The 26,937-nt window shown below is 73.4% G+C and carries 24 protein-coding genes; 12 read left to right on the top strand and 12 right to left on the bottom strand.

Translation table 11 applies throughout. The features are described 5' to 3' along the window. The first annotated feature begins 55 nt into the window (after nt 1-55). A complete protein-coding gene (locus tag D7318_RS05940) occupies nt 56-1,549 on the top strand; it encodes an HtaA domain-containing protein (RefSeq protein ID WP_120695814.1) in 1,494 nt (497 codons plus the stop codon). Next, on the top strand, nt 1,546-3,021 hold the full coding sequence (locus tag D7318_RS05935; protein WP_120695813.1) for an HtaA domain-containing protein: 1,476 nt from the start codon (nt 1,546-1,548) through the stop codon (nt 3,019-3,021). Before D7318_RS05940 ends, D7318_RS05935 begins: the two co-directional genes overlap by 4 nt. Before the next feature lie 42 nt (nt 3,022-3,063). Here D7318_RS05935 and D7318_RS05930 read toward each other — a convergent pair whose 3' ends face one another. Then, entirely contained in the window at nt 3,064-3,969 is a 906-nt protein-coding gene (locus D7318_RS05930; RefSeq protein WP_120695812.1) for a LysR family transcriptional regulator, read from the bottom strand. A 95-nt stretch (nt 3,970-4,064) separates the two neighbouring features. On the opposite strand from D7318_RS05930, the gene D7318_RS05925 reads away from it, so the two are divergent. Next, nucleotides 4,065-5,060 (top strand): threonine ammonia-lyase, encoded by a 996-nt coding sequence (locus D7318_RS05925; protein WP_120695811.1) that lies wholly within the window; start codon nt 4,065-4,067, stop codon nt 5,058-5,060. A 25-nt stretch (nt 5,061-5,085) separates the two neighbouring features. On the opposite strand, the gene D7318_RS05920 is transcribed toward D7318_RS05925, so the two are convergent. The 4 genes from D7318_RS05920 to D7318_RS05905 are packed head-to-tail and all read right to left on the bottom strand — an operon-like array spanning nt 5,086 to nt 9,721. Further along, a complete protein-coding gene (locus D7318_RS05920; RefSeq protein WP_220729518.1) occupies nt 5,086-6,126 on the bottom strand; it encodes a DUF5685 family protein in 1,041 nt (346 codons plus the stop codon). Between the two features lie 36 nt (nt 6,127-6,162). Beyond that, a complete protein-coding gene (locus tag D7318_RS05915; RefSeq protein ID WP_120695810.1) occupies nt 6,163-7,164 on the bottom strand; it encodes an aldo/keto reductase in 1,002 nt (333 codons plus the stop codon). A 60-nt stretch (nt 7,165-7,224) separates the two neighbouring features. Further along, nucleotides 7,225-8,829: an alpha-amylase family glycosyl hydrolase gene (locus tag D7318_RS05910; RefSeq protein WP_120695809.1), complete on the bottom strand. Its 1,605-nt coding sequence runs from the start codon at nt 8,827-8,829 to the stop codon at nt 7,225-7,227. Nucleotides 8,830-8,875: 46 nt separating this feature from the next. Further along, nucleotides 8,876-9,721: a carbohydrate ABC transporter permease gene (locus tag D7318_RS05905; protein WP_120695808.1), complete on the bottom strand. Its 846-nt coding sequence runs from the start codon at nt 9,719-9,721 to the stop codon at nt 8,876-8,878. A gap of 158 nt (nt 9,722-9,879) precedes the next feature. Here D7318_RS05905 and D7318_RS05900 point away from each other — a divergent pair, with 158 nt between their 5' ends. Beyond that, nucleotides 9,880-11,139: an RNA-guided endonuclease InsQ/TnpB family protein gene (locus D7318_RS05900; RefSeq protein WP_120695807.1), complete on the top strand. Its 1,260-nt coding sequence runs from the start codon at nt 9,880-9,882 to the stop codon at nt 11,137-11,139. On the opposite strand, the gene D7318_RS05895 is transcribed toward D7318_RS05900, so the two are convergent. The 3 genes from D7318_RS05895 to map all read right to left on the bottom strand — a co-directional run bounded on the left by D7318_RS05895 (nt 11,102) and on the right by map (nt 14,492). Then, the gene (locus D7318_RS05895; protein ID WP_120695806.1) at nt 11,102-12,199 is read right to left on the bottom strand and encodes a carbohydrate ABC transporter permease; all 1,098 of its coding nucleotides are present in this window, start codon (nt 12,197-12,199) and stop codon (nt 11,102-11,104) included. The genes D7318_RS05900 and D7318_RS05895 overlap by 38 nt on opposite strands. Beyond that, nucleotides 12,196-13,482 carry an ABC transporter substrate-binding protein gene (locus D7318_RS05890; RefSeq protein ID WP_183091281.1) on the bottom strand — a complete coding sequence of 429 codons (1,287 nt, stop codon included), beginning with the start codon at nt 13,480-13,482 and terminating at the stop codon, nt 12,196-12,198. The genes D7318_RS05895 and D7318_RS05890 overlap by 4 nt, the downstream gene beginning before the upstream one ends. A gap of 143 nt (nt 13,483-13,625) precedes the next feature. Beyond that, the gene (gene map / locus D7318_RS05885) at nt 13,626-14,492 is read right to left on the bottom strand and encodes a type I methionyl aminopeptidase (protein WP_120695804.1); all 867 of its coding nucleotides are present in this window, start codon (nt 14,490-14,492) and stop codon (nt 13,626-13,628) included. 33 nt (nt 14,493-14,525) lie between these two features. On the opposite strand from map, the gene D7318_RS05880 reads away from it, so the two are divergent. The 3 genes from D7318_RS05880 to D7318_RS05870 are packed head-to-tail and all read left to right on the top strand — an operon-like array spanning nt 14,526 to nt 15,770. Beyond that, nucleotides 14,526-14,765, top strand: coding sequence for a hypothetical protein (locus tag D7318_RS05880; RefSeq protein WP_120695803.1), 240 nt, complete (start codon nt 14,526-14,528; stop codon nt 14,763-14,765). Between the two features lie 55 nt (nt 14,766-14,820). After that, nucleotides 14,821-15,513, top strand: coding sequence for an NADPH-dependent F420 reductase (npdG, locus tag D7318_RS05875; protein ID WP_120695802.1), 693 nt, complete (start codon nt 14,821-14,823; stop codon nt 15,511-15,513). Nucleotides 15,514-15,551: 38 nt separating this feature from the next. Next, complete coding sequence (locus tag D7318_RS05870; protein WP_120695801.1) at nt 15,552-15,770, top strand: hypothetical protein; 219 nt, start codon at nt 15,552-15,554, stop codon at nt 15,768-15,770. Between the two features lie 34 nt (nt 15,771-15,804). Here D7318_RS05870 and panB read toward each other — a convergent pair whose 3' ends face one another. After that, on the bottom strand, nt 15,805-16,674 hold the full coding sequence (gene panB, locus D7318_RS05865) for a 3-methyl-2-oxobutanoate hydroxymethyltransferase (protein ID WP_120695800.1): 870 nt from the start codon (nt 16,672-16,674) through the stop codon (nt 15,805-15,807). 206 nt (nt 16,675-16,880) lie between these two features. Here panB and D7318_RS05860 point away from each other — a divergent pair, with 206 nt between their 5' ends. The 3 genes from D7318_RS05860 (at nt 16,881) to pspAB (ending at nt 19,515) form a co-directional block, all read left to right on the top strand. Then, nucleotides 16,881-17,939, top strand: a complete 1,059-nt coding sequence (locus tag D7318_RS05860) for an endonuclease/exonuclease/phosphatase family protein (protein WP_120695799.1) — start codon at nt 16,881-16,883, stop codon at nt 17,937-17,939. Nucleotides 17,940-18,023: 84 nt separating this feature from the next. Continuing rightward, on the top strand, nt 18,024-18,923 hold the full coding sequence (gene htpX, locus D7318_RS05855) for a zinc metalloprotease HtpX (protein WP_120695798.1): 900 nt from the start codon (nt 18,024-18,026) through the stop codon (nt 18,921-18,923). A 7-nt stretch (nt 18,924-18,930) separates the two neighbouring features. After that, nucleotides 18,931-19,515, top strand: a complete 585-nt coding sequence (gene pspAB, locus D7318_RS05850; RefSeq protein WP_120695797.1) for a PspA-associated protein PspAB — start codon at nt 18,931-18,933, stop codon at nt 19,513-19,515. A gap of 10 nt (nt 19,516-19,525) precedes the next feature. Here the strand turns inward: pspAB and D7318_RS05845 are convergent, their stop codons facing one another. Continuing rightward, nucleotides 19,526-21,277: an NAD+ synthase gene (locus D7318_RS05845; RefSeq protein WP_120695796.1), complete on the bottom strand. Its 1,752-nt coding sequence runs from the start codon at nt 21,275-21,277 to the stop codon at nt 19,526-19,528. Nucleotides 21,278-21,463: 186 nt separating this feature from the next. Between D7318_RS05845 and D7318_RS05840 the strand changes: the two genes are divergently transcribed. Next, entirely contained in the window at nt 21,464-22,522 is a 1,059-nt protein-coding gene (locus D7318_RS05840; protein WP_120695795.1) for a terpene synthase family protein, read from the top strand. Here D7318_RS05840 and D7318_RS32675 read toward each other — a convergent pair. Then, entirely contained in the window at nt 22,446-23,870 is a 1,425-nt protein-coding gene (locus tag D7318_RS32675; RefSeq protein ID WP_183091282.1) for a cytochrome P450, read from the bottom strand. The genes D7318_RS05840 and D7318_RS32675 overlap by 77 nt on opposite strands. 35 nt (nt 23,871-23,905) lie before the next feature. Then, complete coding sequence (locus tag D7318_RS05830; RefSeq protein WP_147437626.1) at nt 23,906-25,198, bottom strand: sensor histidine kinase; 1,293 nt, start codon at nt 25,196-25,198, stop codon at nt 23,906-23,908. A gap of 319 nt (nt 25,199-25,517) precedes the next feature. Between D7318_RS05830 and D7318_RS05825 the strand changes: the two genes are divergently transcribed. Further along, the gene (locus D7318_RS05825; RefSeq protein ID WP_120695793.1) at nt 25,518-26,879 is read left to right on the top strand and encodes a glutamine synthetase family protein; all 1,362 of its coding nucleotides are present in this window, start codon (nt 25,518-25,520) and stop codon (nt 26,877-26,879) included. The last annotated feature ends 58 nt before the right edge of the window (nt 26,880-26,937 follow it).

Here is a 26,937-nt window from a genome sequence, read left to right as displayed (position 1 = left end):
CTTAGGTTAGCCTAACCTCACCTATCCGCCCCGGGGTGACTGGGAGGACCCTAGGATGCTGCCCGCACCGCCGCGCAGACGCGCGCTGACCGGGATACTGACCGCGCTCGCCGTGCTGCTCCCGCCCGCCGCCGCCCAGGCCGCCCCCGCCGTCCACCCCGCCCAGGAGCGGACGATCGCGGGCGGGCGGCTCGACTGGGGCATCAGGGCGTCGTTCCAGACCTATGTCACCGGGCCCATCGCGAACGGCGGTTGGACGCTCAACGGGGGCGCGGCCACGGTGGGCGAGAGCCAGTTCCGCTTCCACTCGGCGAGCGGCGGCTACGACCAGGACACCGGCGCGTTCACCGCCGCGTACGCCGGGGGCGTGCACTTCACGGGGCACCGCGAGGAGGACGGCACCCCTCAGCTCGACCTGACGATCAGCAACCCCACCGTCCGCGTCGAGGGCGGCTCCGGCACCCTCCACGCGGACACGCGCAGCCGCGACCGGGACACGGGGGCGTTCACCGAGTCCGCCCAAGTGCCGCTGGCCGACCTGGACTTCGGGGGCGTCGAGCTGCGCGGCGGCACCCGGCTCGCCGTCACGGGGATCCCCGCGACGCTGACCGCCGAGGGCGCCACGGCGTTCGCCGGGTACTACGCGGCGGGCGACGCGCTCGACCCGGTGACGCTCACCGCCGACACCGAGGAGCCCGCCGCGCCCGCCCCCGACGGGCCCGGGCCCTCGGACGAGCCGGACGGTGAGCCGGACGACGCGGGCCGGGACGCGGGCGGGGAACGGGAGATCGTGGACGCCGCCGTCGACTGGGGCGTGCGCCGCACCTATCGCGAGTACGTCACCGGGCCCGTCGCCGAGGGCGCGTGGGAGCTCGAAGGGGGCGCGTTGGACGGCGGTGCGCTCTTCCGCTTCCCCGAGGGCGAGGGCACCGTGGATCCTGGCGCGGGCGCCGCCGAGGTCGCGTTCGCGGGCGGCGTGCGCTTCACCGGCACCGGGCTCGACCTGCGGCTCGACGGCGTCACCGTCACCGTGGCCGACGGCACGGGCACGCTGGCCGCCGATGTGACGGCGGAAGGGGCCACCGAGGAGGACCAGCCGCTCGTCACGTTCGAGGCCGGGCCCGGCGAGCCGGAGAGCGGTCTCCTGCTGCTGAGCGAGGTGCCCACCGAGCTGACGGAGCGTGGCGCCGCGGCGTTCGGCGACCTCTACGCGCCCGGCACCGCCATGGACCCGCTCACCCTGGCCATCGCCGTGGACGAGAACGCCGAGCTGCCCGCCCTGCCCGACCTCGGCGTCGAGCCCACCGCCGAGGCGTCCCCCGAGCCGTCCGACCACCCCGAACCGACGCCCGCCACCGCCGACTCGGGGGACGGCGGCGGCGCGTCGACCACCACGCTGATCGCCACGGGGGCCGCCGCGCTCGCCGCCCTCGCGGTCGCCGCGCTCCTCCTGCGCCGCCGCGCCGCGCGCGCCGCGGGGCCCACCGCCACGACCGAGGAAGAAACCCCATCCACCTCCCCATCGAACGAGGAGTCCGACCCGTCATGACTGCCCTCAGATCCCGCACGCTGACCCGCGGCGGCCTGCTGCTCACCACGGCCACCGCCACCGCGCTGGCCCTCACCGCCCCCGTCACCCCGGCGTTCGCGCAGGAAGGGCCGGGGGAGCAGGCCATCGGCCTGACCGACGGCACGCTCGACTGGGGCGTGAAGGAGTCGTTCCGCCGCTACATCACCGGGCCGATCGCGCATGGCAGCGCCACCGCGGCGGACGGCGCCGAGGCCACGGAGAGCGGTTTCCGCTTCACCGGGGGCACCGGCGCCTACGACCTCGGAACGCACGCCGTGGACACGGCGTTCGACGGCAGCGTCCACTTCCTCGGCCACGACGGGCTGCTCGACCTGAAGCTGTCCGCGCCCCGGGTGGTGACGGAGGGCACCGCGGGCACGCTGGTCACGGATGTCACCATCGCGGGCGAGACCACGGAGGACGTGGAGTTCGCCGATCTTGACCTGACCGGCGTCGCGCCGGGCTCGGGCGAGGGCGGGGCGCTGGTGTTCGCCGACATCCCGGCCACGCTCACGGCCGACGGCGCGGAGGCGTTCTCCTACAACGGCACCCCGATGTACGCCGAGGGCACCGCGCTCGACCCGGCGACCCTGACGGTCACCCCTGAGACCCCGGGCGGCGAGGACCCGGACGGCGATGACCCGGACGGCGATGACCCCGACGGCGATGACCCGGAGGGGAACGACCCCGGCGGTGACGAGGAGCCGCTCGGCCCGGTCCACGACGGCACGCTCGACTGGGGCGTCAAGGAGTCGTTCCGCTCCTATGTCACCGGGCCGATCGCGGGCGGCGACGTCGAGCTCACCGGCGGCGCGACCGAGATCGCCGACGGCTACCGCTTCCCCGGTGCCACCGGCGCGTATGTCGCCGAAACGCCCGCCCTCGACGCCGGGTTCGACGGCGCGGTCCGCTTCACGGGCCACGACGGCGCGCTCGACCTGTCGTTCTCCGACCTGGCCGTGGACATCGAAGGCACCGGGGGCACGCTGATCGCCGACGTGTCGTCCAAGGACCGCGAGACCGGCGAGGTCTCCGCGTACCAGGACATCGCCGTCGCCGAACTCGACGTGCCGGAAGGCGCGTTGACCCCCGATGGCGATGTGATCACCCTGGCCGCGGTGCCCGCCGCGCTCACCGCCGACGGCGCCCAGGCGTTCGCGGGCTTCTACGCCGAGGGCGAGGAGCTCGACCCGGTCACCGTGACCGTCGCCCTCACCGAGGACGCCGACCTGCCGACCGACCCGAACGGGCCCGGCGGCTCGGACGGCGACGACACCCCCGGCGGCCCCGCACCCCAGGGCGGCGCGGCGGGCGGCGCGCTCGCCGCGACCGGCGGCGCGACCGACACCGCGGCCCTGCTCGGCGCCGCCGCGGCCCTCGCCGCCGCGGGGGGCGCGGCCGTCCACGCCGCGCGCCGCCGCACCACCACGACCACCGACACCACCCCGTAACGCCTCACACACCAAACACGACGCCCGCGCGCCGCGGCGCGGTCAAGGCCCGGACAGCTCCGTCCGGTCCGCGACCGCCCGCAGCGCCGCGGCGAACGCCTGCACGGGCAGCGCCGCGGGCGGCCTGCCGTAGATCGCCAGCGACACGCACCGCCGGTCCTCGGGCAGCCGGTCGACCCGCACCCCCGGGTGCCGGTGCGCCCGCAGCGCGAGCCCCGGCAGCACCCCGACCCCGAGCCCGGCCGCGACGAGCGCCTGCACAGCCACGTAGTCGTCCGTCTCGAACGTGATCCGCGGCGCGAACCCCGCCCGCGCGCACAGCGCCGACAGGTGCGTCCTGCACCGTTCGCACCCCGCGATCCAGTTCTCGGCCGCGAACGTCGCCAGCGACGTCACGGGCCCTTCCCATCGCGCGCCCTCGGGCGTCACCACATACATCGGCTCGTGGACCAGCCGCGTCACCGTGGTGTTCCGCCGGTCGCCCGGCAGCGGCTCGTCATGGTCGAAGATCAGCGCCGCGTCCACCTCGGCGTTCCGCAGCGCGGTCAGCGCCTCGGGCGGCTCCGCCTCGCTCAGCGCCAGCTCGACCCCCGGATGGTCGGCCGCGAGCAGCGCGGCCGCGGCCGGGACGAGCGTGGCGAGCGCCGAAGGGAACGCCGCGAGCCGCACGCGCCCCGTCGCGAGCCCCGCGTGCGCCGCGAGCTCCGTCTGCGCCGCCTCCACCTGGCCCAGGATCTCCTCGGCCCGCGCCGCGAGCAGCCGCCCCGCGTCCGTCAGCACGATCCCGCGCCCCGCACGGCGCACCAGCACCACGCCCGCCTCGGCCTCCAGCTTGGCCAGGTGGTGGCTCACCGACGGCTGGGCGTAGTGCAGCGCCTCGGCCGCCGCGGTGACCGAGCCCTCCCGCGCCACCGCGACCAGCACCCTCAGCCGCGTCAGATCCAGCATGGCCGCGAGCGTAACCCCCACGCATAGGCGACGTCGATGGGTTCAGAGAAAACCGGCATTGGATCTATCGATCCAGGTCATGGCACGGTGCTGGCATGTCATCGCCGCGACGCCCCACCATCACCGACGCGCTGCGCGCCCGCCGCCTCTTGGCCGACCACCTGCCGCCCACCCCGATGTGGTCCTATCCCGCGCTCGACGCCACCGCGGGGGCGACCGTCCTGGTCAAGCACGAGAACGCGCAGCCCACCGGCGCGTTCAAGGTGCGCGGGGGCCTGACGCTGCTGGCCGGGATGGACGGGGCCGAGCGCGCTCGGGGCGTCGTCGGGTACTCCACGGGCAACCACGCCCAGTCCCTCGCCTACGCCGCCGCCCGCTTCGGCGCGCCCTGCGCGATCGTGATGCCCGAGCGCCCCAACCCCGCCAAGGCGCACGCCGTTCGGGCCATGGGCGCCGAGCTGATCGAGGCGGGCGCCGACCTGGGCGAGGCCGCCGAGCGCGCCGCGGCCCTCGCGGCGGAACGCGGCATGCGGCTGGTCAGCGCGGCCGACGAGCCCGACCTGATCGCCGGGGTGGCGACCGCGTATCTGGAGGTGTTCGACCGCGAGCCTGGCCTCGACGCGCTGGTCGTCCCGGTCGGCGGCGGCAGCGGCGCGGCGGCGGCCTGCCTGGTCGCCGCCGCGCTGGCGCCGCGCTGCGAGGTGATCGCCGTCCAGGCGGCGGCCTCGCCCGCCGCCCACGACACGTGGCACGCGGGCGGCGCGCCGCTGACCCGCCCGAACCGCACGCGCGTCGAGGGCCTGGCCACCGGGCGCGGCTTCGCGCTGACCCAGGAGCTGATGCGCGGCGGCCTCGCCGACTTCGTGCTGGTCGGCGACGACGACATCGCCGCCGCGCAGTGGGCGTTGATGCGCGACGCGCACACCCTCGCCGAGGGCGCGGGCGCCGCCGCCCTGGCCGCGGTGCTCACCAGGCCGGCCCGCTTCGCCGGGCGCAGGGTGGCGGTGATGTGCAGCGGCGGCAACGCCAGCGAGCACGAGATCCTGGCGTGCGGGCGCGGGCCCCGCATCGCCCGGCGGACCGCGGGCTGACCCGGCGTCCTTCAGGGCGCCCGCGTCAGCAGTTGCAGCAGGTGCAGGCGGCGAAGCCGCCGCAGTCGCAGGCGTCGTTGCGGCGCCTCCTCCGCTTGTTCGGGTCCCCGCCCCGGCCGCAGCGCGTGCGGGAGCCCCGGCCCTTGGACGGCTTGTCCTCGTGCCCGCCGTCCTCCGCACCGTGCCCGCCGTCGCCCGAGGAGGGTGCCCCGGCCGAGACGAACGTCCGGTGCACCGCGTGCTCGAGCTCGTCCACGAGCAGCGCCCGCACCAGCAGGTCATCGGCGAACTCGGCCTCGGCGAGCGCGAGGCGGACCCCCAGCACGGCGTCGTCGCACAGTCGCCGCGCCTCGGTCAGCGGGGTGCCGGTGGCGGTGAGGGGGTTCCAGGCGCCGTTCGCCTCGTCGTCCGCCTGGTCCTCCACCGCGTCGAGCAGGTGCGCGACGCGCCCGAAGAGGCGCCCCACCTCGGCGAGCGGGGCGACGTTGCCCGGGCGCCCCGCGAGGCGCGCGGTGTGCGCGATCGCGGCGGCCGTGGCCGTCTCGGTGGGCTCGGTGACCGTCAGCAGCGGGGTGCCGGGGCCCGCGAGCGACTCGATGCCCTGCTGCCGGTCCACCGCGTCGACCAGCACCGCCGTGTCGAAGCCGACGCCCGCGCCGCCGCGCGCCCCGGCCGCGTCCCAGCCCTTGGCGACGCGCCGCGCGGCGGTGGCCGCCGCCCTGCGCGCCAACAGCCCGTCGCCGTCCGCCACATGGTCGCGGATCTTCGCAGAGGCCAGCACGAGCGAGACGGCGGCGGCGAGGTTCGGCCCCTGCCCGCGCGCCACATCGGCCCGGCGCATCCCGCGCAAAGGACAGGGCCCGGCGGTGCGCCGGGCCCCGGGGGTCCGCTCGGTCTGGGCCTCGAGCAGGACGGATATCAGCAGTCCGTCGTAGTTCGTCGCCATGCGCGCGGCCTGGCCCTCGATGCCGCGCAACGCCAGGCAGAGGCCGCACAGATGGGCCATCCACTCCTCGCGTAGCCCTCCCGGCAGCCGGTGTCGGCACGGCCTGATGATCCCGAACAAGGCGAGCCCCCTGTTTCAGTGTGCGAACAATGGGGCTCATGATGCCAGAAGCGCCTCGATCTCCCGCATCTGAGCCTCGGTCAGCGGCCCGAACGCCAGCGCGCCCGCGTTCTCCTCGGCCTGCGCCACGGTGCGGATGCCGGGGATCGGCACGGTGTGCGGGCTGCGCGCCCACAGCCAGGCCAACGCCCCCTGCGCCGGGGTGCGCCCCCCGCTCGTGAGGATCGAGCGCACCGCGTCGAAGCGCGCCTGCCACGCCGCGGTGACCCGCCCGTTCTCGAAGAACGTCAGCCACTCGGGCGGCCTGGCGCGGATGTCGCCCGCGCCGAGCGTGGCCGTGCCGCCCGGCCCGTACTTGCCGGTGAGCGCGCCCATGGCGAGGGGGCCCCTGATGACGGCGCCGAGGTTCAGCTCGGCGCACAGCGTGAGCATCTCGGGGGCGTCGGCCAGGACGTTGCAGCTGACCTGCACGGTCGCGCAGTGCGGCCCCGCGGCGAACAGCCTGGCCCGCTCGGGGTCGTCGGTGGACCAGCCGTACGCCCTGATCAGCCCCTCGGCGACGAACTCCTCGCAGACCTCCCTGAGTTCGGCCGCGGCGTCCAGCGGCCCCTGGTTGACATGGAACTGGTAGAGGTCGAGGCGGTCGGTGCCGAGCCGCCGCAGGGTGTCGGTCAGCGCGCGGCGGGCGTGCTCGGGCGTGACGTCGAACGTGCCCGAGCTGGTCCTGGTCGCCGGGTCGAAGACGTTGCCCCACTTGGACGCGATCAGCACCTCGTCCCGCCGCCCCGCGACCGCCCGGCCGAGCACCTCCTCGCTGTGCCCCGTGCCGTAGACATCGGCGGTGTCGAAGAGGGTCACCCCCAGGTCGATGGCGCGCCTGATGGCGCGCACCGACTCGTCGTCGTCCACCGGGCCCCAGCCGAGCGGGCGGCCGTCGGCGGCGAACCACTCGCCGCCGACGGCCCAGCAGCCGAAGCCGAGCGCGCTGACCGGAATGCCGCTGCGCCCCAGCACGCGTGTCTGCGTCGTGTCTTCCATGCCGGGCAGTCTGCCGCTTGGAGCACACTCGAGCGGAAGCCGGGACGCGCGACTCCCCTGCTACAGCGCGAAGATGCCCCAGCCGAAGCCGTTCGCGTCGATCCGTCCCCCCTCGACGGTCACCCCGTCGCCCTCCACACGCCGCCCCGGGGCGATCGAGGGCGAGGTCAGCGCGAACTCGGCCGCGTCCCTGCGGGGGTTGACGACCACCAGATAGCGCCCGCCGCGCGTGTAGACCAGCGGATAGCCGGTGTGCAGCACGTCGACCGGCGTGTGGCTGCCCAGCTCGGGCGTGCTCTTGCGCAGCGCGATCAGGCGGCGCACCAGGTGCAGCAGCGAGCCCTCGTCGGCGCGCTGCTCGGCCACCGTCGGCCGGTCGGACGACGGGTCGATCGGCAGGTAGAGCCGGTCGTGCGGGGCGGTGGAGAAGCCCGCGTTGGCCGACGTGTCCCACTGCATCGGGGTGCGGGACCCGGCGCGGTTGTAGCGGGGGCCGAGGACGCTGCCCTCGTGGTCGTCGAGGTCGGGGATGTAGCGCATGCCGATCTCGTCGCCGTAGTAGATGGCGGGCAGCGTCGGCCAGGTGAGGTGGAACGCGAACGCCGCGGGCAGCTGCTCCGCGGTGCGCGGGCCGCAGGCCAGGCGCGAGAAGTCGTGGTTGGCGGTGGGCAGCGTGATGAAGCCGCAGTCGGCGGTGACCGCGTGGAGCGACTCCCAGGCGGTGACGAACGTGCCCGCGGTGCCGCCGCCCTCGGCGTCGAAATAGCAGTGGCGCTGGGTCCAGTGGTCGGCGACGGTGCCGTGGTTGTTGTTCCACAGGGAGCGCAGCGGCAGGCCGTCGGAGGGGCCGCCGAACTGGAGGAAGAAGTCCGAGTGGAACCCCGCGGGCACGGAGACCGAGGGGTCACCCCACTCGGCGAGCAGCGCCGCCTCGGGGTGGGTGGCGTCGAGCCACCGGCGCAGCTCGGTCCACAGCGTGGAGGTCTCGGCCAGGTCGTGGTCGTCCTTGACGAGCGAGTGCGCCATGTCCACGCGGAATCCCGCGAGCCCGAGCCGCAGCCAGTGGTCCATGATCTCGCGCAGCGCCGCCCGGTTGGCGCGCGGACCCTCGGCGTCCACGGACTGGCGCCACGGCTCGTCGGGATCGGTGCGCGCGTAGCCGAAGTTGAGGGCGGGCTGGCTGTCGAAGAAGTTGGGCAGGTACCCGCCGGGCCTGGTCCCGGGGGAGGGGACGAAACGGTCGGGCAGCGGCGCGTCGTCGACCGGCTCGGCCCAGATGTAACGGCCGTCGTCCGGGTCGTTCGCCGCCGCCTGGAACCACGCGTGCTGGTCGGACGTGTGCCCGGCCACCAGGTCGAGCATGACGCGGATCCCGCGCCCCTTCGCCGCCTCGACGAGCGCGGCCAGGTCGTCGGCCGTGCCGTAGCGCGGGGCGACCGAGAGGTAGTCGGACACGTCGTAGCCGGCGTCGCGGAACGGCGAGGCGAAACACGGGTTCAGCCAGACGGTGTTGACGCCGAGCCACTGAAGGTGGTCGAGGCGCTCCGTGATGCCCGCGAAGTCGCCGATGCCGTCGCCGTCGGAGTCGGCGAAGCTCTGCGGATAGATCTGGTAGAGGACGGCGTCGGCCAGCCAGGAGGGCGTCGGGCGGCTGAAGGTCGGCATGGTGACGGGACCTTTCGTGGGGCGTGGAACGGGGCGGCCCAGGAGATCAGCCCTTCACGGCGCCCGCGGTCAGGCCCGAGACCACGGCGCGGCGGAAGACCAGGACGAGGAGGGCGATGGGCAGCACCGAGACCGTCGCCGCGGCGAAGATCGTCCCGTAGGGCACCGTGAACTGGCTGCCGAACAGCGCGAGACCCACCGGCATCGTCCGGTACCGATCCGCCGTGTTGAGCGTCAGCGCGATCAGGAACTCGGTCCAGCACGCGGTGAACGTGAAGATCGCCGCGGTGAACATCCCGGGCCTGGCCTGCGGAAGGATCACGGTCAGCACGGTGCGCACCGGCGAGGCGCCGTCCACCCACGCGACCTCCTCCATCTCCTTCGGGATCCCGAGGAAGAAGTTCCGCAGGATCCAGACCGCGAACGGCACGTTGAGGGCCGTGTACACGATGATCAACCCTTGATAGCTGTTGAGCCACCCCACGTCGCGCATCAGCAGGAACAGCGGGGCGGCCAGGGCGATGGTCGGGAAGAGCGAGATCATCAGCAGCGCCACCATGATGGGCGCCTTGCCGCGCAGCGGCAGCCGGGCCAGCGCGTACCCGGCGAACGAGCTGAGGCTGAGCACCAGGATCGTGGCGATCACCGACACCAGCACGGAGTTGAGCAGGTAGGTGCCGAAGTTGTTGTCGGCGAACGCCTCCCGGTAGTTGTCCCACGTGGGGTGGTCGGCGAAGACGGTCGGGGGGTTGGCGCCGATCTCGTCCTTCCCCTTGAACGAGGAGACCGCCATCCAGTACAGCGGCGCCGCCACGAGCAGCGCGATGACGAGCGCCGCGAGGTGGGTCCAGGTGAAGCGGACGCGGCGCACGCGCTCGACGATGCGGCTCATCTGGTCTCCTTGGTGGATACTCCGGCCTTCAGGCCGGGGAGGAAACGAAGCTCCTGCGGAGCAGGGCAGGGGAAGGCGGATAGCCGCCAGGGCGATTCGGCGTCCACGGCCACCGGTCGACACCCTTGGGTCACATGGGGGTTGATAGGGTGTGAGGTATGGCGCGGCAGGTCAAGCGGGCGTTCAGGTACCGCTTCTACCCCACGGACGGGCAGGCGGCGGAGCTGTCGCGGACGTTCGGCTGCGTCCGTCTCGTGTACAACAAGGCGCTGGAGGAACGCACGCGGGCCTGGTACGGCGAGCAGCGCCGGGTCTCCTACGTGGAGTCGTCGGCGATGCTGACCGGATGGAAGAAGACCGAGGGACTGGCGTTCCTGACGGAGGTGTCCTCCGTCCCGCTCCAGCAGGCGTTGCGTCACCTTCAGACGGCCTTCACCAGCTTCTTCGCCAAGCGGGCCGAATACCCCCGCTACAAGTCGCGGAAGAGGTCGAGGGCGTCGGCCGAGTACACCCGGAGCGCGTTCACGTGGCGTGAGGGGGAGTTGACGCTGGCGAAGATGTCCGGGCCGCTGGACATCCGCTGGTCGCGTCCCCTGCCCGGCGGTGCGAGTCCTTCGACCGTGACGGTGTCCCGCGACGCCGCTGGACGCTGGTTCGTGTCCCTGCTGTGCGAGGACACCCCCGCCCCGGTCCCGGCGACCGCGAACACGGTCGGTGTCGACGCGGGCGTCACCTCGCTGGTGACCTTGTCCACCGGGGAGAAGATCGCCAATCCCCGGTACGAGCGGCGTGACCGTGTGCGCCTGGCCCGCGCGCAGCGGGAGTTGTCCCGTAAGGCGAAGGGCTCGGCCAACCGTGAGAAGGCCCGCCGGAAGGTCGCCCGTGTCCATGCGCGGATCGCCGACCGGCGCCGGGACTTTCTCCACAAACTCACCACTCGGCTCGTCCGTGAGAACCAAACGGTCGTGATCGAGGACCTCACCGTCCGCAACCTGCTGAAGAACGGGCGTCTCGCGCGCGCCATCTCGGACGCGGCCTGGACGGAGCTTCGCTTCATGCTGGAGTACAAGTGTGCCTGGTACGGGCGTGAACTCGTGGTGATCGACCGATGGTTCCCCAGCTCCAGGCTGTGCGGGGCCTGCGGCACGGTCCGCGAGAAACTGCCGCTGAACGTCCGGACGTGGACGTGTGACTGCGGCGCGGTGCACGACCGTGACGTGAACGCGGCACGCACCATCCTGGCCGCCGGGCTGGCGGCAGCAGCCTGTGGAGACGGTGTAAGACCTCAACGGGAGTCCTCCCGGACAGGGCAGTCGTCGATGAAGCAGGAACCCCAGCGGGCGACCGCTGGAACCCCCCGCCTTCAGGCGGGGGAGGAAGTCAAGCTGTGGTCTCCTCGTCGGCGACCCGGGCCCTGAACGCGCGCAGGAAGAGCAGGCAGCCGACGAGCACCAGCAGCGCCGTGCTCGCCGCCACGGCCGCGCCGGGCCCGAAGTCGAGGTTGGTGAACATCACATGCCAGCCGAGCAACGCCATCGACTCCGTCGCGTCGCCGGGCCCTCCGCCGGTCAGCACGAACGGCAGGTCGAAGATGCCGAACGCCTGGAGGATGCGGAACAGCACCGCGATGGTCAACGCGGGCCGCAGCAGCGGCAGTCGGACCTTCCAGAACGCCGTCCACGCCCCCGCGCCGTCCACCTTCGCCGCCTCGTTGACGTCGTCGGGCAGCATCATCAGCCCGGCGAGCACGATGATCGCGACGAAGGGCGTGGTCTTCCACACGTCCGCGACCGCCATCGAGATGATCGCGGGGAAGCGGGTCCCGAGGAACTGCACGGGATGCCCGGTGATCCCCTCGGAGACGCTGGTGAGAACGCCGTACACGCCGTTGTACATGTACGCCCACAGCTGCGCCGAGACGACCGTGATCATCGCCCAGGGCAGCAGCAGCAGCGCCATCATCCAGCCCCGGCCCGGGCCGCCGAGCCGCTCGAGCACCAGCGCGATGATCGTGCCGAGGATCAGCTCGGCCAGCACGGTCCCGATCGTGTACAGGACCGTGAAGATCAACGCGTGCCACCACCGTCCCGAGCGCAGCAGCAGCCCGTAGTGCTCCCCGGTGAAGCCGGAGAGGTGGAAGCCGCCCGCCGACACCTCGACATGGCTCAGGCTCATCGCGACCGAGTAGGCGATCGGGAAGAGGGTCACCGCGAGCACGACGAAGAGCGCGGGCGTCGCGAAGCCCCAGCCGAGCCGGGCGAAGCGGCGTTCGAGCACGGTGCGCTCCACCCGCCCGAACCTCGGCACGCGGTTGCGCTTGCGCGGCGGTGGCCCGCTCGCCGTCGCCGCGCCCTTGGCCGAGGGGCGCCCCTTCGCCGCCCGCTCGCGCTTGCCGCGCCCGTACGCGACCGTGTGCCCGTCGTCCCCGTCGGACGGCTGTTCGGCCCGGGGGACGCCCTCCGGGGGAGTGTCACTCATAGGGCGTTGTGCTCCAATGCGCGCTGGATGTCGTCGGAGGCCGAGCGCAGCGCGGTGACCGGGGTGGTGGACCCGGCGAGGGCGCCGTTGACATTGGTGAAGATGCCGTTGCTGACCTGCGGGTACCTGGGGGTGTCGGCGGGCCTGGTGACCAGCTCCGAGTCGGCGGCCAGGGCCAGCACGGGGTTCTTCTCGTGCAGCTCCTCGTCGTCGAGCACGTCGGTGACCGTCGGCAGCACTCCGTTCTCGGCGAGGATGCGCTGCGCCTCGTTCCCCGTCATCCACTCGATGAAGGCCAGCACCGCGCCGATCGCCTCGCTGTGCGGGTTGACCATCAGGTTCCAGCCGCCCAACGCGCCCTTGCCCGGGCCCTTCTCGCCCTCGAACGTCGGCATCTCGGTGACGCCCACCTTGCCGACCACGCTCGAGGTGTCGGGGTTGTCGGCCTCGGCCAGGCCGTGCGACCAGTTGCGGTGGAACGCGGCGTCGCCCTCCACGAACGTCTGGAGCGACTGCGGCTCCTGGAAGCTGGTGTTGGCCGAAGGCGCGACCCCGTCGGTGATCATCCCGCGCATGAACTCGAGGACGCGCCGGTTCTCCGGGGAGTCGATGGCGGCGTCGTGCTCTCCCTTCGTCACGCTGCGCCCGCCCGCCGCGGCGGACATCTCGGTGAAGTTGACCGTCAGGCCCTCGTAGTTGGCCCACTGCGCCACATAGCCGTAGCGCACGTCGCCGCCGTCCTGGAGGCGCTCGGCGGCGTCCCGCAGCTCCTCCCAGGTCTCGGGCACGTCGATGTCGTGCTTCGCCAGGAGGTCCTTGCGGTAGTACATGAACCCCTGGTCGCTGTAGAGGGGCGCGGCGACGTGGTTGCCCTCGTGCTCGGTGACCCGGGCGCGCTGGTCCGTGTAGCGGTCCCAGAAGTCGTCGGGCAGGTGCTCGTCCAGCGGCATGGCGAGGTGCGCGGCGCCGAACTGGGCGGGCCAGATGACATCGCCGTTGAAGACGTCGATGCTCCCCGAGCCGCCCGTGATCTCGGTGGTCAGGGTGGCCCGCATGGTGTCGGTGTTGTTCGGTGCCGGCTGGTACTTCACCGAGATGTCCGGGTGCTTCTTCTCGAACGCGTCGATGAGCTTCTGCGGCAGGCCCTCGGGGCCGAAGTTGATGGCGTACCAGGTGATGGAGCCCTTCGCCGGGCCCACGTCCTTCGGATCGACCGATGCGGTGCCGACACCGGAGCCGCAGGCGGTCGCGGCCAGCAGGACGGGAACGGCGCAGAACACCACCGCTCTGCGGATGGACGTACCCAGGGCGTACTCCTTGTGGATGACCGCGTACTGGGTGTCAGCGTCCCGTGCCCGCCCTCTCAGACGAAGCGGAAAACGCTCTTATCGGAAATATTCACCGAAATGGGTTCGGGGGGTGGGCGTCATGGCAGCGTGAGGATCTCCGCGCCCTCGTCCGTCACCACGAGCGTGTGCTCGAACTGCGCCGTCCGCCTGCGGTCCTTGGTGACCACCGTCCAGTTGTCCGCCCACATGTCCCACTCGTGGGTGCCGAGCGTCAGCATCGGCTCGATCGTGAACGTCATCCCCGGCACCAGCTCGGTCGTCGCCTTCGGGTCGTCGAAGTGGGGGATGATCAGGCCCGAGTGGAACGCGGTGTTGATGCCGTGGCCCGTGAAGTCGCGCACCACGCCGTAGCCGAAGCGGGCGGCGTACGCCTCGATGACCCGGCCGATGACGTTGATCCGCCGCCCGGGGCGCACCGCCTTGATCGCCCGGCTCAGCGCCTGGCCGGTCCGCTCGACCAGCAGCCGCGACTCCTCGTCCACCGCCTCGTCGCCGCCGACGAGGTAGGTGGCGTTGGTGTCCCCGTGCACGCCGTCGACGAACGCGGTCACGTCCAGGTTCACGATGTCCCCGGCCGCCAGGACCGTGGAGTCGGGGATGCCGTGGCAGATCACCTCGTTCACCGAGGTGCACAGCGACTTGGGGAAGCCGCGGTAGCCGAGCGTCGACGGGTAGGCGCCGTGGTCGCACAGATACGCGTGCGCCACCTCGTCGAGCCGGTCCGTCGTCACGCCGGGCGCGATGTGCGACGCCGCCTCGGCCATGGCCCGCGCGGCGATCCGCCCGGCCACCCGCATCCGCTCGATCGTCTCCGCGTCCTGCACGTCGGGCCCGGTGTAGCGGGCGGGCGCCTTGCGGCCGACGTACTCGGGGCGCCGGATGGCGGCGGGCACCGCGCGCTGCGGCGAGATCCTGCCGGGAACGAGGAGCGACTGACCAGACATGCGGGTGAGTTTACGGCCGGGCAGGATGAGGGCATGGCTGCACTCTTCCGACGCAAGGCGTCGGGGCGACCCGGCGAGTGGTACTACTGCCTGCGGCACCGCACGGTCGAGGAGGGCCCCGACTGTCCCGGCAAGGACCGCTTCGGGCCCTATGCCACCAGGGGCGAGGCCGAACGCGCCATGGAGACCGCCCACGAGCGCGACGCCGCATGGCGCCACGACCCCCGCTGGAACGACCGCGACGAGGCCGACCGCGACGAGGCCGACGACTGAGGCGGGGGCGGGGACCGCGGGCGGGGGCCGGGGCGGGCAGTGGCAAGATGCAGGCATGACTTCACACAAGCCCGCCGCGACGGACCCCTGGGACCTGCCCGACGTCTCGGGGCTCGCCGTCGGCGTCCTCGGCGGCACGGGGGACCAGGGCAGGGGACTCGCCTACCGGCTGGCCGTCGCGGGCCAGCGGGTGAGCATCGGCTCCCGGGCCGCCGAACGCGCCGTCGCCGCCGCCGAGGAGATCGGCCACGGCGTCAGGGGGCTCGACAACGCCACGTGCGCGCGCGAGAGCGACGTCGTGATCGTCGCCGTGCCCTGGGAGGGCCACGCCGCGACCCTCACCTCGCTCCGCGCCGAGCTCGCGGGCAAGCTCGTCGTGGACTGCGTCAACCCCCTCGGCTTCGACAAGAAGGGGCCCCACCCCCTCGTCCCCGACGAGGGCAGCGCCGCCGAGCAGGCCGCCGCCCTGCTGCCCGAATCCCGCGTGACCGCCGCGTTCCACCACCTGTCCGCGGTGCTGCTCCAGGACCCGGCCGTCGAGAAGATCGAGACCGATGTGATGGTCCTGGGCGAGGACCGCGCCGACTGCGCCACCGTGCAGGCCCTGGCGGGCCTCATCCCCGGCATGCGCGGCATCTTCTCGGGGCGGCTGCGCAACGCCCACCAGGTCGAGGCCCTGACCGCCAACCTCATCGCGGTCAACCGCCGTTACAAGACCCACGCGGGGGTCAGGCTCACCGGCCTGTGACCCGCCACGACCGAACGACCACCACGGAGACCCCGGCCATGCCTTCCCCCTCGCCCACCCAGCAGCGCCGCCTGGCCCTCTACGCCCTCGCCCTGTGCGCGCTCACGATCGTCGCCGCGGTGATCTCGTTCGCCTCGGGGAACTGGCTGGGCATCGTGTGGGTGTTGATGACAGGGCTGTCGTCGAACATGGCCTGGTACTACCACCGCCGCGCCAAGCGCGACGACGTCGCGGGGCGGCCCCGCCCGACGGCCTGAGGCCGCGCGGGCGGGGCCGCCCCGGGGCGCCGGATCAGTGGAAGCTGTGCTCGTCGGCGGGGTACGCGCCGCCCACCACGTCGTCGGCGAACGCGCGCGCCGCCTCGCCGAGCGCCTCGCGCAGCCGCCCGTACTGCTTGACGAACCGCGGCACCCGGCCGCCCGGCCACTCGGTCATCCCGGCCATGTCCGTCCACACCAGCACCTGGGCGTCGCACTCCACGCCCGAGCCGATGCCGACCGTCGGGATGTGCAGCCCGCGGGTGACCTCGGCGGCGAGCTCGGCCGTCACCAGCTCGAGCACCACCGCGAACGCGCCCGCGTCCTGCACCGCCTTGGCGTCCCGCAGCAGCTGCTGCGCCGCCTCCTCGCCGCGCCCCTGCACCGGATGGCCGCCGTAGGCGTGGACCGACTGCGGCGTCAGGCCCACATGCGCCATCACGGGAATGCCGGACTCGACGAGCAGCCTGATCTGGTCGGCCGACCGCTCGCCGCCCTCCAGCTTCACCGCGCCGACGCCCGCCTCCTTGACCAGGTGGGTCGCGCTGCGCAACGCCTGCACCGCGCCCTCCTGGTACGAGCCGAACGGCAGGTCCCCCACGATCAGCGCCCGCCGCGTGCCGCGCACCACCGCGCCGGCCAGCATCGTCATCTGCTCGAGGGTGACCGGGACCGTGCTCTCGTAGCCGAGGTGGGCGTTCCCCATGGAGTCGCCCACCAGCATCACCGGGATGCCCGCCTCGTCGAAGACGGAGGCGGTCATCGCGTCATAAGCGGTCAGCATCGGCCACTTCTCGCCGCGCCGCTTGGCCGCCGCTATGTCCCTGACCGTGATCCGGCGGCTGCTCGTGCCGCCGTAGAGCCCTGGTGTGGCAGGCTTCTGCCCTGTCATCGCGCTGGTCATAGCGCTGCTCCTGTTCGTCGTCTCGAAGCGCCTTCGCAAGGCGTCCCCGGATCGCCTTCCATGGTGGCACCGACGCCGCGCACCCGGGAAGAGGGTGCTGATATAACGGAACCTCGCGCGCTCCCGTGACCGTCTTGAGACCGGACGTGTGTCCGGGTCGACCGAAAGGGACCCGGTGCGGAGCGCGAGGTCAGCGAGGGCGGCGGATGGCACCTGTGTACACCCCTCAGACGCGCCCCGACGAGGGCCCGGAAGGCAAGGGCTCCGGCGGCGACGGCTCGGGCGGCCCCGGCGGCTCCGGTGGCGGCGGCGACCGGGAGCGGCCCCACTGGCGGGACGCCACGGGGCGCTGGCGCCGCGGCTGGGTGATCGCGGCCATCGCCCTGCTGCTCGCGTTGATCATGCTGGCGCACTCCAAGGTGCCCAACACCATCGGCAACCTCGGCAGCCTCATCCAGACGTTCCTGCCCTGGCTCGGCCTTGCCGTGCCGGTGCTGATCGGCTGCGCGGTCGTCCGCCGCTCGGTGACCGCCCTGGTCGCGCTGCTCGTGCCGCTGCTGGTGTGGTTCAACCTCTTCGGCGGCCTCGTGCTCGACAAGACCGGCTCGGGCGGCGCCCTCATGGTCGTCAGCCACAACGTCGACGCAGGGAACGCCGACCCCGAGGCCACCGCGCGGCAGCTCGGCGGCACGGGGGCCGACCTCATCGCCCTCCAGGAGCTGCCGCAGAGCAGCGTGGACGCCTACGAGGAGGCGCTGGCCGCCACGCACCCCTACCACACCGTGCAGGGCACGGTCGGGCTGTGGAGCCGCCACCCGCTGAGCGACACCGAGCCCGTGGACATCGGCATGGGCTGGACGCGCGCGATGCGGACCACCGTGTCCACGCCGGACGGCGCCGTCGCCGCCTATGTGGCCCATCTCCCTTCCGTGCGCGTGCAGTTCCGCGCGGGGTTCACCGCAGGGCAGCGCGACGACGCGGCCGACATGCTGGGGCGGGCCATCGCCGCCGAGCCGGTCGAGCGGGCCGTCCTGCTCGGCGACCTCAACGGGACGATGAACGACGGCGCGCTGGCCCCGTTGACCTCGCAGCTGCGCTCCACGCAGGGCGCGGCGGGCGCCGGATTCGGCTTCAGCTGGCCCGCCGGGTTCCCGATGGCGCGGATCGACCAGATCCTGGTGCGCGAGCTCGAGCCCGTCTCCTCCTGGACCCTGCCCGCCACCGGCAGCGACCACCTGCCCGTCGCGGCCCGCGTCGACCTCTGAGGGCCCCTTTTCCGGTTTGGTCAGGAACGTCTTACTTTTGAGAGAGACGTTCCGGAAAGAGACCGGATGGAGGGGAGGACAGCGATGGCCCGCACGCGCTACGTGCCCGACCGGGGGCTCACCCGCCGCATGGCGCTGACGATGTTCCTGATCGGGCTGCTCTACGTCGTCTTCGTCGGCGTGCTGATCGCCGCGCTCGGCAAGGCGTGGCCGCTGATCATCCTGCTGGTGGGCGGCCTGTTCGTGGCGCAGTTCTGGTTCAGCGACCGGATCGCCGCGTTCAGCATGGGCGCCCGCGAGGTCACCCCCGAGCAGGCGCCCGAGCTGCACGGGGCCGTGGACCGGCTGTGCGCGCTCGCCGACATGCCCAAGCCGCGCGTGGCCATCGCCGACTCCGACGTGCCCAACGCCTTCGCCACCGGGCGCAGCCAGCGGAAGTCGCTGGTGTGCGTCACCACCGGGCTGCTGCGCCGCCTCGAGCCCGACGAGCTCGAGGGCGTCCTCGCGCACGAGCTGTCGCACGTCGCCCACCGCGACGTGGCCGTGATGACGATCGCGGCGTTCCTCGGCGTGCTGGCCGGGCTGATCACCCGCGTGGCCCTCTGGACCGGGCTGTTCGGCCGGGGCGCGCGGAACAATCAGAATGTGTTCCTGCTGCTGATCCCCCTGATCAGCGCCGTCGTCTATGTGATCAGCTTCCTGCTGACCCGGCTGCTGTCCCGCTACCGCGAGCTGTCGGCCGACCGGGCCGGGGCCCTGCTCACCGGGCGGCCATCGGCGCTGGCCTCCGCGCTGACCAAGGTCTCGGGCCAGATGGGCCGCATCCCGACGCGGGACCTGCGCAGGGCCGAGCCGTTCAACGCGTTCTTCTTCGCCCCCGCGCTCGCCTCCAAGGGCGGCCTCGGGCGGCTGCTGTCCTCGCACCCCTCGCTCGAGCAGCGCCTCGACCGGCTCGGGCGGCTCTCCGCCGAGCTGGGGCGGTGAGCCCCGCATGGGCTTCTGGGACGCGATCCTGGGCCGCCGCAAGCCGGTCCGCCCCGACCTCGACCAGCTCTTCGCGGTGCCGTCGGCGGCCGTGACGCTCGAGGCGGGCGCGGGCTTCAGGCCGACCGGGCGCGGCTCGGTCTGCTTCGCCTCCGTCGAGGGCGGCGCGTTCTCCCGCGTGCGCGACGAGGTCCGCGAGCTGCTCGACGCCGACGCGGCGCCGGGCCGTGGCGTTCCCGTGGAGTTCAGCCAGGACACCTACGGCTACACATGGCTGCTCGCCACCCACGCCCCCGAGGACATCGGCGCGCTGGTCAACGACCTGCACGCGGTCAACACCCTGCTGACCGAGGGCGGCTTCGGACCCCAGCTGCTGTGCTCGCTCACGGGGTTCGAGCGCGAGGGCCACCCGCTCGCGCTGGTGTACCTCTACAAGCGCGGCACGTTCTACCCCTTCGCGCCCGTGCCGGGCGCCGTCGAGCGCCGGGACAACGGGCTCGAGCTCCAGGCGCGCGCCCTGATCGAGAACGACCTGCGGATCGAGCCCGAGCTGGCCCGCTGGTTCCCGGTGTGGGGCGCGCCTGGCCTGTGAGGCGCCCCCGCTACTCGCGCCAGCGGTTGGTGAGCGGCAGCCTGCGGTCCTTGCCGAAGACCTTCGCGGAGATCTTGGTGCCCGGCGGGTACTGCCGTCGCTTGTACTCGGCCGTGTCGACCATCCGCAGGATCCGGGTGACCAGCTCGGGCGGGTGCCCGGCCGCGATGATCTCCGCGCGCCCCTGGTCCCGGTCGACGTAGAGCGTGAGAACGGCGTCGAGCTCGTCGTAGTCCGGCAGCGAGTCGGTGTCCACCTGGCCTGGGCGCAGCTCGGCGCTCGGCGGCTTGGCGATCGAGTTCTCCGGGATCGGCGGGGTCTCGCCGCGCCGCTTCGCCGCGTCGTTCCGCCAGCGCGCCAGCCGGTAGACGCCCGTCTTGTACACGTCCTTGATCGGCGCGTACGCGCCCACCGAGTCGCCGTAGAGCGTGGAGTACCCGACGGCGAGCTCGCTCTTGTTGCCCGGGGCGAGCACGATGTGGCCGTCCTGGTTGGAGACGGCCATCAGGAGCGTGCCGCGCAGCCGTGACTGGAGGTTCTCCTCGGCGAGCCCGGTGAGCTCGACGGCCGCCATGTAGGCGTCGAACATCGGGCCCACGGCCACCGTGCACAGGTCGAGGCCCGTGCGCCTGGCCAGCTCGGCGGCGTCGTCGCGCGAGTGCTCCGACGAGTACGCGGACGGCATCGACAGGCCGAACACGTTCTCGGGGCCGAGCGCGTCGCACGCGATCGCCGCGCACAGCGCCGAGTCGATGCCGCCCGAGATGCCGATCAGGACCGAGCGGAAGCCGTTCTTCCTGACATACGCCCGCACGCCCGCGACCAGCGCCTGGTACATCTCCTCGGTGTCGTCGAGGCGTTCGGCCTCGCCGCCGGTGTGCTCGGCGGGGTAGGGCGCCACCGGCTCGGCCGAGAGCGTCACATGGTCCACCACGAGGCCGTCCTCGACCCGCCCAGAGGGCGGCTCGGGGGCGGCGGCGGGCAGGTCGAGGTCCAGCAGGACGCACTCCTCGGCGAACTGCGGCCCGCGGGCGATCACGTCGCCCTCCGGGTCCACCACGAGCGTGTCGCCGTCGAAGACCAGCTCGTCCTGGCCGCCCACCATCGCGAGGTACGCCAGCGTGCAGCCCGCCTCGCGCGCCCGCTTGCGCACCAGGTCGAGGCGCGTGTCGTCCTTGTGCACCTCGTAGGGCGAGGCGTTGATCACCAGCAGCAGCCCGGCCCCGGCCGCGCGCGCCGCGGGGACCCGGCCGCCGTCCTGCCACAGGTCCTCGCAGATCGCCAGCGCCACGTCGACGCCGCCCACCCGCACCACGGGCAGCGTGTCGCCCGGCACGAAGTAGCGGAACTCGTCGAACACGCCGTAGTTGGGCAGGTGGTGCTTGGCGAACGTCAGCGCCACCGCGCCGCGGTGGAGCACCGCGCCGGCGTTGCGCGGGGCGCCCGCGGGCTGGCCGACGCTCTCCTCGAGCCGCTCGGCCGCCCGGTCCAGATGGCCGACCACGACCGGCACATCGCCGAGCCCCTCGTCGGCGAGCCGCGCCGCGAGGCGCCGCAGCTCTGTCCTGCTCGCGGAGACGAACGACGCGCGCAGCGCCAGGTCCTCCACCGGGTAGCCGGTCAGCATCATCTCGGGGAACGCCACCAGGTGCGCGCCGCGCTCGACGCCGTGCCGGGTCCAGCGCAGCACGGCGTCGGCGTTGCCGGAGAGGTCGCCGACGGTCGAGTCGATCTGATTCAGGGCGATACGTAGCTGTGGCACGCGCCCGAGTCTAATCGTCTGATTGACATTATGGGGGCCCAGGCCACGTCCGAACCGGCCCGATCGACATCGTCGCCCGGCATATTCGGCCAGGATGCCGCGCCCTGGGTTGCCCAGGGGCGCGCGAGGGCAGAGCTACCCCAGGTCGCCACCCCACGTCGCCGACCCATGCCGAAGGCGGATGGCATGTCGCAGGACGTCTGTTCTCTCCTACCCTTCCAGGCCCTGGCCAATCCCGACGCCGAGCGCGCACGGGAGCGGCACCTGGAGTGGGTCGTGGGCCACGGTCTGGCCAGGGGCGCCGCCGCGCTGCGCCGCTACCGCGCCCTGCGGCTGGCCGACCTCGCCTCCTCCGCCCACCCCGAGGCCGCGGGCGACGACCTCGACCTGGTCACCGACGCGGTGTGCGTCGCCTTCACGCTGGGCGACCAGTACGGCGACCCACGGGTCACCCAGCCGGAGCGGATCACCCGGATCACCACCGAACTCGCCGCCATCGCCTACCGGTTGCCCGGCGCCCCGCCCGAGCTCGACCTGCCCCTCACGCGCGCCCACGCCGATGTGTGGCGGCGCTGCGCTGCCGGGATGTCACCGGCGTGGCGGGCGCGCGCGGCGGGGAGCCTGACGCGTTTCCTCCGCGCCCGCCTCCAGGAGGCGCACAACCGCGCCCTGGGCGTCAGGCCGCGCGAGGACGCCTACCTCGGGCTGCGCGGGCACGCCGTCGGGGCCGCGCCGTGCTTCGACCTGATCGAGCGCGCCGGGCGCTTCGAGGTGCCGCCCGCCGCCTACTGGAGCCGCGAGCTGCGCGCCCTGACCCGGCACGCGGGCGACGTGGTCCTCCTGTGCGACGACGTCCACGCGGCCGAGCGCGCGGAGGCCGCGGGGGATCCGCACAACCTCGTGCTGATCCGCCAGCGCGAGCGGGGCTGCACGCGCGCCGAGGCGACGGGCCAGGTGGTGGACCTGGCGCGGGAGCGGGTCGAGGCGTTCCGCACGGTGGCCGCCGCCGTGCCGGGGCTGCTCGGCGCCTGGCGCCTCGACGCGCGCGGCGTCGCCGCGGTGGAGCGCTACCTGGCGGGGCTGCGCGCCTGGATGGTCGCGAACCAGCTGTGGGGCGCCGCGCGCCACGCCGCGGGCCCGCCGCCGGCGGCGCCGGTCGCGGGCCTGCTCAGCGGCCGAGCAGCCGCGCGAACGCCGCACGTCCCGCGCGCGCGGCCCGCCGATGGAGCTCCCGTGGTGGCCTAGCGGGCGGCGCCGCGCGGGGCGCGGGGGGAACGGGCGGCGCGGGCGCCGGGGCGCGGGGCGCGGGGCGGCGCGCGGTGAACGCCACGGGCAGCGCGTCCAGATGGCGCGCCCAGGTGGACGCCGACCACGTCAGCTCCTCGGGCTCGACCGCGAGCCGCACATCGGGCAGTCGCCCCAGCAGCGCGTCGATCGCGGTCACGGCGACGGCCCGCCCGATGTCCTGTCCCGGGCACTCGTGCGGGCCACCGGCGAAGGCCAGGTGCGAGCGGTTCCCGTGCGTCGAGGCGCGGGGCGAGGGTCTGATCCGCGGGTCGGCGTTGGCCGCCGCCAGGCCGAGGAGCAGGACGTCACCGGCGTGGACGCGCTGCCCGCCCAGCTCGAGGTCCTGCGTCGCGAAGCCGCCAGGGCACACCGAGATCGGCGGCTCGTCCCACAGGACCTGCTCCACCGCCGCGGCCAGCGTGATCCGGCCGCCGAACAGCGAGCCGCGCAGCGGGGGATGGGCCAGGACGACGCGCAGGGTGTTGACGACGAGGTTGGTGGTGGACTCGTTCGCCGCGACCAGCACGAGCCGCAGCTGGTGGACCACCTCGTCGTCGGTCAGGTCGGCCGGGTGCGCGATCAGCCAGGACGCCAGGTCGTGCCCGGGCGCCGCGTGCTTGCGCTCGACCGTCGCGCGCAGCACGCGGTGGATGTGCCGGTCGTTCGCCACCGCGTCCTCGGCGCCCAGGAGCAGCCGACGCCCGGCCTCGACGAGCCCGGGGCCCTCGTCCGGTGGTAGCCCGAGCACCTCGGTCAGCGTCAGCATGGGCAGCCGCCTGGCGTACCGGGACAGCAGCTCCGCGTGGCCCTCCCCGGCGAAGTCGTCGATCAGCCGGTCGGCGTGGCGCCGCACCAGGCGGCGCAGCCCGCGCCGGTCGAAGCGCCCGAGGCTCTCGTTGACCGCGGCGCGCAGCCGCTGGTGCTCCGCGCCGTCCTGGTGCGCGCAGTCGGGGCCCCATGCCAGCACGGGCGCGAGGGGCGCCTGCGGCCCGACCCTGCCCTCGCGCCACGCGGTCCACAGGCGGCCGTCGCGGCTGAACCGCCGGGGGTTGCGCGCCACATGGAGCACCTCGTGGTACCCGACGACCAGCCACGCGGGCTCGTCGCCTTCGAGCAGCACCGGCACCACGGGCCCGTGCTCGGCGCGCAGCCGCTCGAACAACGCGGCGGGCTCGGCCGCCACGGCCCGTCCGTCGAGCCGCTGGACGCCGCCGGGGCCGGGCCGCGCGACCGGGCACGTGGGCCGCTCGGCCTCGGGCGGCCGGGTCTCGGGCCGCCGGGCCGGTTCTGACGAGGTGGAGCACACGGGGGCCTCCTTGAGGGGTCGGGGTCGGGATGGGGTCAGCGCCGCTGCGGCCCGCCGATCCGGGGCCAGGGCGGGCGCTTGCGCCGGGGCAGCCCGCTCGGCGTGCGCTCGTCGGCGCTCCAGCCCCGGCCGCCGGACCCGTCGGACCCGCCGGACCCTGCGGGTCCTGGCGGCCAGGGCGCGAACGGGCTCGGCCTGGCGTGCGTCGGATGGCCCGTGGGGGGCAGGACCGTGAACAACTCGTCCGGCAGGAACACCACCGCCCGTACCCCGGCCCCCGTCGAGGGCCGCAGCGAGATCCGCGCCCCGTGGTGCGCGGCCAGGATGCCCGCGACCCGCAGCCCGATCCGCGCCGTCTCGCCCAGGTCGAGCACGTCGATGCCGTCCACGCCCTGCCGCAGCAGGGCCTCGGCGCGCTCGGTGGCCTCGGAGGTCAGGCCCGCCCCGCAGTCCTCGACGGACACCTCGATGCCGTGCGCCACCTCCTGGGCGTTGATCACGACCTTGGTGTTCGGCGGGGAGAACCGCGTGGCGTTGTCGAGCAGCTCGGCCATCACGAGCATGAGCGACTCGACCGCCTCGCCCACCACCGCCGCCTCCACCACGTGGTGCTGCGTGACGCGCGCGTACTCGGTGATCGGGCCCGAGCCCGCGCGCAGCACGTCGTACAGCGGGACGGGCTGCCGCCTGCGGCGCAGCGGGGTGCCGCCGCCCAGGACGGCCAACGCGGTGGCGTGGCGGCCCGCGACGTTCACCCCGTGCTCGACCTCCATGAGCTCGCCCATCAGCTCGGGGCTGTCATGGCGGAACTGCATCGCGCCGACGCGGTGCTGGAGCCGGTGGATCTCGGACTGGATGCGGCCCGCGACGTTGACGATGGCCCGCTTCCCCGAGTCGCGTTGCAGCTCCTTCTCGCGGGCCATGTCCACGAGCGCGAACAGCAGCGTCTCGTGCGCGGCGCTGATCCGGACGTCGGAGAACGGGCCCGGCGTCAACGGCGGCAGCACGTCCCCCTCCACCTCGCCGTCGCGCAGCCGCTCGAGCAGGGGCGGCACCACCTCGTAGACCAGCGTGGCGGTGTCGTCGGCCTGCTGGTCGAGCCGCTCGCCGAGCGCCGCGACGAGCCTGCCGCGCCGCGCGGTCTCGCCCGCCATGGCGCCCACCGCGAGCGTGGCCGCAGCGCCGCAGCCGAGCACCGCGGGCCGCGCGCCCTCGGCGACGAGCAGCGCCGCGGCCACGGCCAGCAGGCCCACCAGGGCGGGCGCGGCGGCCCACCGTCCCGTGGTCGCGGCCCTGCGGTGGTCTCTCGGTAAGGGTTCGGCATGCACGATGGGTCCTCACTGCCCCGGGAACCGGCCTCGGCGCACGCGTCGGCGACGAGCCGTGACGGCGTCAACTCGCTCTGTGAGAGGGAGAGTAGAGCGCGCCGAAGGCCCGCCGCAGGCGGTTGCCCGAACCTCCTCCGAACGGGGTCGCCACGGCCCCCGCGCGGCTGGGCCGGTCCTCCTCGGGTACCCCACAATGGAGCCGGGCCGTCGCGGTCGCGCATGCGCAACGCGGCGGAAATCCTGTGATGGGATGCTCTTCGAGCCCCGCAGGACCCCGCGGGCGGGGGAAGAGCCGTCTGACCAGCGAGGATGGGTGGAAATGGAGAAGCAGCAGGAGTTCGTGCTCCGCACGCTGGAGGAGCGGGACATCCGCTTCGTCCGGCTGTGGTTCACCGATGTGCTGGGCTTTCTCAAGTCCGTCGCCGTGGCCCCCGCCGAGCTCGAGCAGGCGTTCGAGGAGGGGATCGGCTTCGACGGCTCGGCCATCGAGGGATTCGCCCGTGTGCACGAGTCCGACATGATCGCCAAGCCCGCCCCGAGTACGTTCCAGATACTGCCCTGGCGCGCCGAGTCCCCCGGCACCGCCCGGATGTTCTGCGACATCCTGATGCCCGACGGCTCCCCCTCGTACGCCGACCCGCGCTATGTCCTCAAGCGCGCCCTCGCCAAGTCGTCCGACCTGGGCTTCACCTTCTACACCCACCCCGAGATCGAGTTCTTCCTGCTGGACTCCAAGCCGGTCGACGGCACCAGGCCGGTGCCCGCCGACACCTCCGGGTACTTCGACCACACCCCGCAGGCCGTCGGCATGGACTTCCGCCGCCAGGCCATCACGATGCTCGAGTCCATGGGGATCTCCGTGGAGTTCTCCCACCACGAGGGCGCCCCGGGCCAGCAGGAGATCGACCTGCGCTACGCCGACGCGCTCTCCACCGCGGACAACATCATGACGTTCCGCCTGGTGATGAAGCAGGTGGCGCTCGAGCAGGGCGTGCAGGCGACGTTCATGCCCAAGCCGTTCTCGGAGTTCCCCGGCTCCGGCATGCACACCCACCTGTCGCTCTTCGAGGGCGACCGCAACGCCTTCCACGAGACCGGCGCCGACTACCGGCTCTCCAAGATCGGCCGCTCGTTCATCGCCGGGCTGCTCAGGCACGCGGGCGAGATCTCCGCCGTCACCAACCAGTGGGTCAACTCCTACAAGCGCATCTGGGGCGGCACCCAGCGCACCGCGGGCGCGGGCGGCGAGGCGCCCTCGTACATCTGCTGGGGCCACAACAACCGCTCCGCGCTGATCCGCGTGCCCATGTACAAGCCGGGCAAGACCGGCTCGACCCGCATCGAGGTCCGCTCACTCGACTCGGGCGCCAACCCCTACCTGGCCTACGCCGTGCTGCTCGCCGCGGGCCTCAAGGGCGTCGAGGAGGGGTACGAGCTGCCGCCTGGCGCCGAGGACGACGTCTGGGCGCTGACCGATCGCGAACGCCGGGCCCTGGGCATCGAGCCCCTTCCGCAGAACCTCGGCGAGGCGATCAACCTCATGCAGCACAGCGAGCTGGTCGCCGAGACGCTGGGCGAGCACGTCTTCGACTTCTTCCTCCGCAACAAGCGGCAGGAGTGGGAGGAGTACCGGAGCGAGGTCACGGCGTTCGAGCTCCGCAAGAACCTGCCCGTGCTGTGACCAGGGGTCGCTAGGCTTCCTGGGACGGATCAGCACAGAACAGATCAGTGCGGAGGGG

The organism is Streptomyces radicis, from assembly GCF_003626575.1.
Classification (GTDB): Bacteria; Actinomycetota; Actinomycetes; order Streptomycetales; family Streptomycetaceae; genus Streptomyces; species Streptomyces radicis.
The sequence above is the reverse complement of the archived record's forward strand: the minus strand, read 5'-3'. Positions and strand labels throughout refer to the sequence as shown.

What these genes read in the sequence shown, in the direction of transcription:
- pspAB (WP_120695797.1), top strand. Translation starts at nt 18,931, where the DNA reads ATGGGCTTCTGGGACGCGATCCTGGGCCGCCGCAAGCCGGTCCGCCCC.
- D7318_RS05930 (WP_120695812.1), bottom strand. Translation starts at nt 3,969, where the DNA reads ATGCTGGATCTGACGCGGCTGAGGGTGCTGGTCGCGGTGGCGCGGGAG.
- D7318_RS05880 (WP_120695803.1), top strand. Translation starts at nt 14,526, where the DNA reads ATGGCTGCACTCTTCCGACGCAAGGCGTCGGGGCGACCCGGCGAGTGG.
- D7318_RS05900 (WP_120695807.1), top strand. Translation starts at nt 9,880, where the DNA reads ATGGCGCGGCAGGTCAAGCGGGCGTTCAGGTACCGCTTCTACCCCACG.
- htpX (WP_120695798.1), top strand. Translation starts at nt 18,024, where the DNA reads ATGGCCCGCACGCGCTACGTGCCCGACCGGGGGCTCACCCGCCGCATG.
- D7318_RS05860 (WP_120695799.1), top strand. Translation starts at nt 16,881, where the DNA reads ATGGCACCTGTGTACACCCCTCAGACGCGCCCCGACGAGGGCCCGGAA.
- D7318_RS05935 (WP_120695813.1), top strand. Translation starts at nt 1,546, where the DNA reads ATGACTGCCCTCAGATCCCGCACGCTGACCCGCGGCGGCCTGCTGCTC.
- D7318_RS05925 (WP_120695811.1), top strand. Translation starts at nt 4,065, where the DNA reads ATGTCATCGCCGCGACGCCCCACCATCACCGACGCGCTGCGCGCCCGC.
- D7318_RS05870 (WP_120695801.1), top strand. Translation starts at nt 15,552, where the DNA reads ATGCCTTCCCCCTCGCCCACCCAGCAGCGCCGCCTGGCCCTCTACGCC.
- D7318_RS05915 (WP_120695810.1), bottom strand. Translation starts at nt 7,164, where the DNA reads ATGGAAGACACGACGCAGACACGCGTGCTGGGGCGCAGCGGCATTCCG.
- map (WP_120695804.1), bottom strand. Translation starts at nt 14,492, where the DNA reads ATGTCTGGTCAGTCGCTCCTCGTTCCCGGCAGGATCTCGCCGCAGCGC.
- D7318_RS05910 (WP_120695809.1), bottom strand. Translation starts at nt 8,829, where the DNA reads ATGCCGACCTTCAGCCGCCCGACGCCCTCCTGGCTGGCCGACGCCGTC.
- D7318_RS05840 (WP_120695795.1), top strand. Translation starts at nt 21,464, where the DNA reads ATGTCGCAGGACGTCTGTTCTCTCCTACCCTTCCAGGCCCTGGCCAAT.
- D7318_RS05895 (WP_120695806.1), bottom strand. Translation starts at nt 12,199, where the DNA reads ATGAGTGACACTCCCCCGGAGGGCGTCCCCCGGGCCGAACAGCCGTCC.
- npdG (WP_120695802.1), top strand. Translation starts at nt 14,821, where the DNA reads ATGACTTCACACAAGCCCGCCGCGACGGACCCCTGGGACCTGCCCGAC.
- panB (WP_120695800.1), bottom strand. Translation starts at nt 16,674, where the DNA reads ATGACCAGCGCGATGACAGGGCAGAAGCCTGCCACACCAGGGCTCTAC.
- D7318_RS05905 (WP_120695808.1), bottom strand. Translation starts at nt 9,721, where the DNA reads ATGAGCCGCATCGTCGAGCGCGTGCGCCGCGTCCGCTTCACCTGGACC.
- D7318_RS05940 (WP_120695814.1), top strand. Translation starts at nt 56, where the DNA reads ATGCTGCCCGCACCGCCGCGCAGACGCGCGCTGACCGGGATACTGACC.
- D7318_RS05825 (WP_120695793.1), top strand. Translation starts at nt 25,518, where the DNA reads ATGGAGAAGCAGCAGGAGTTCGTGCTCCGCACGCTGGAGGAGCGGGAC.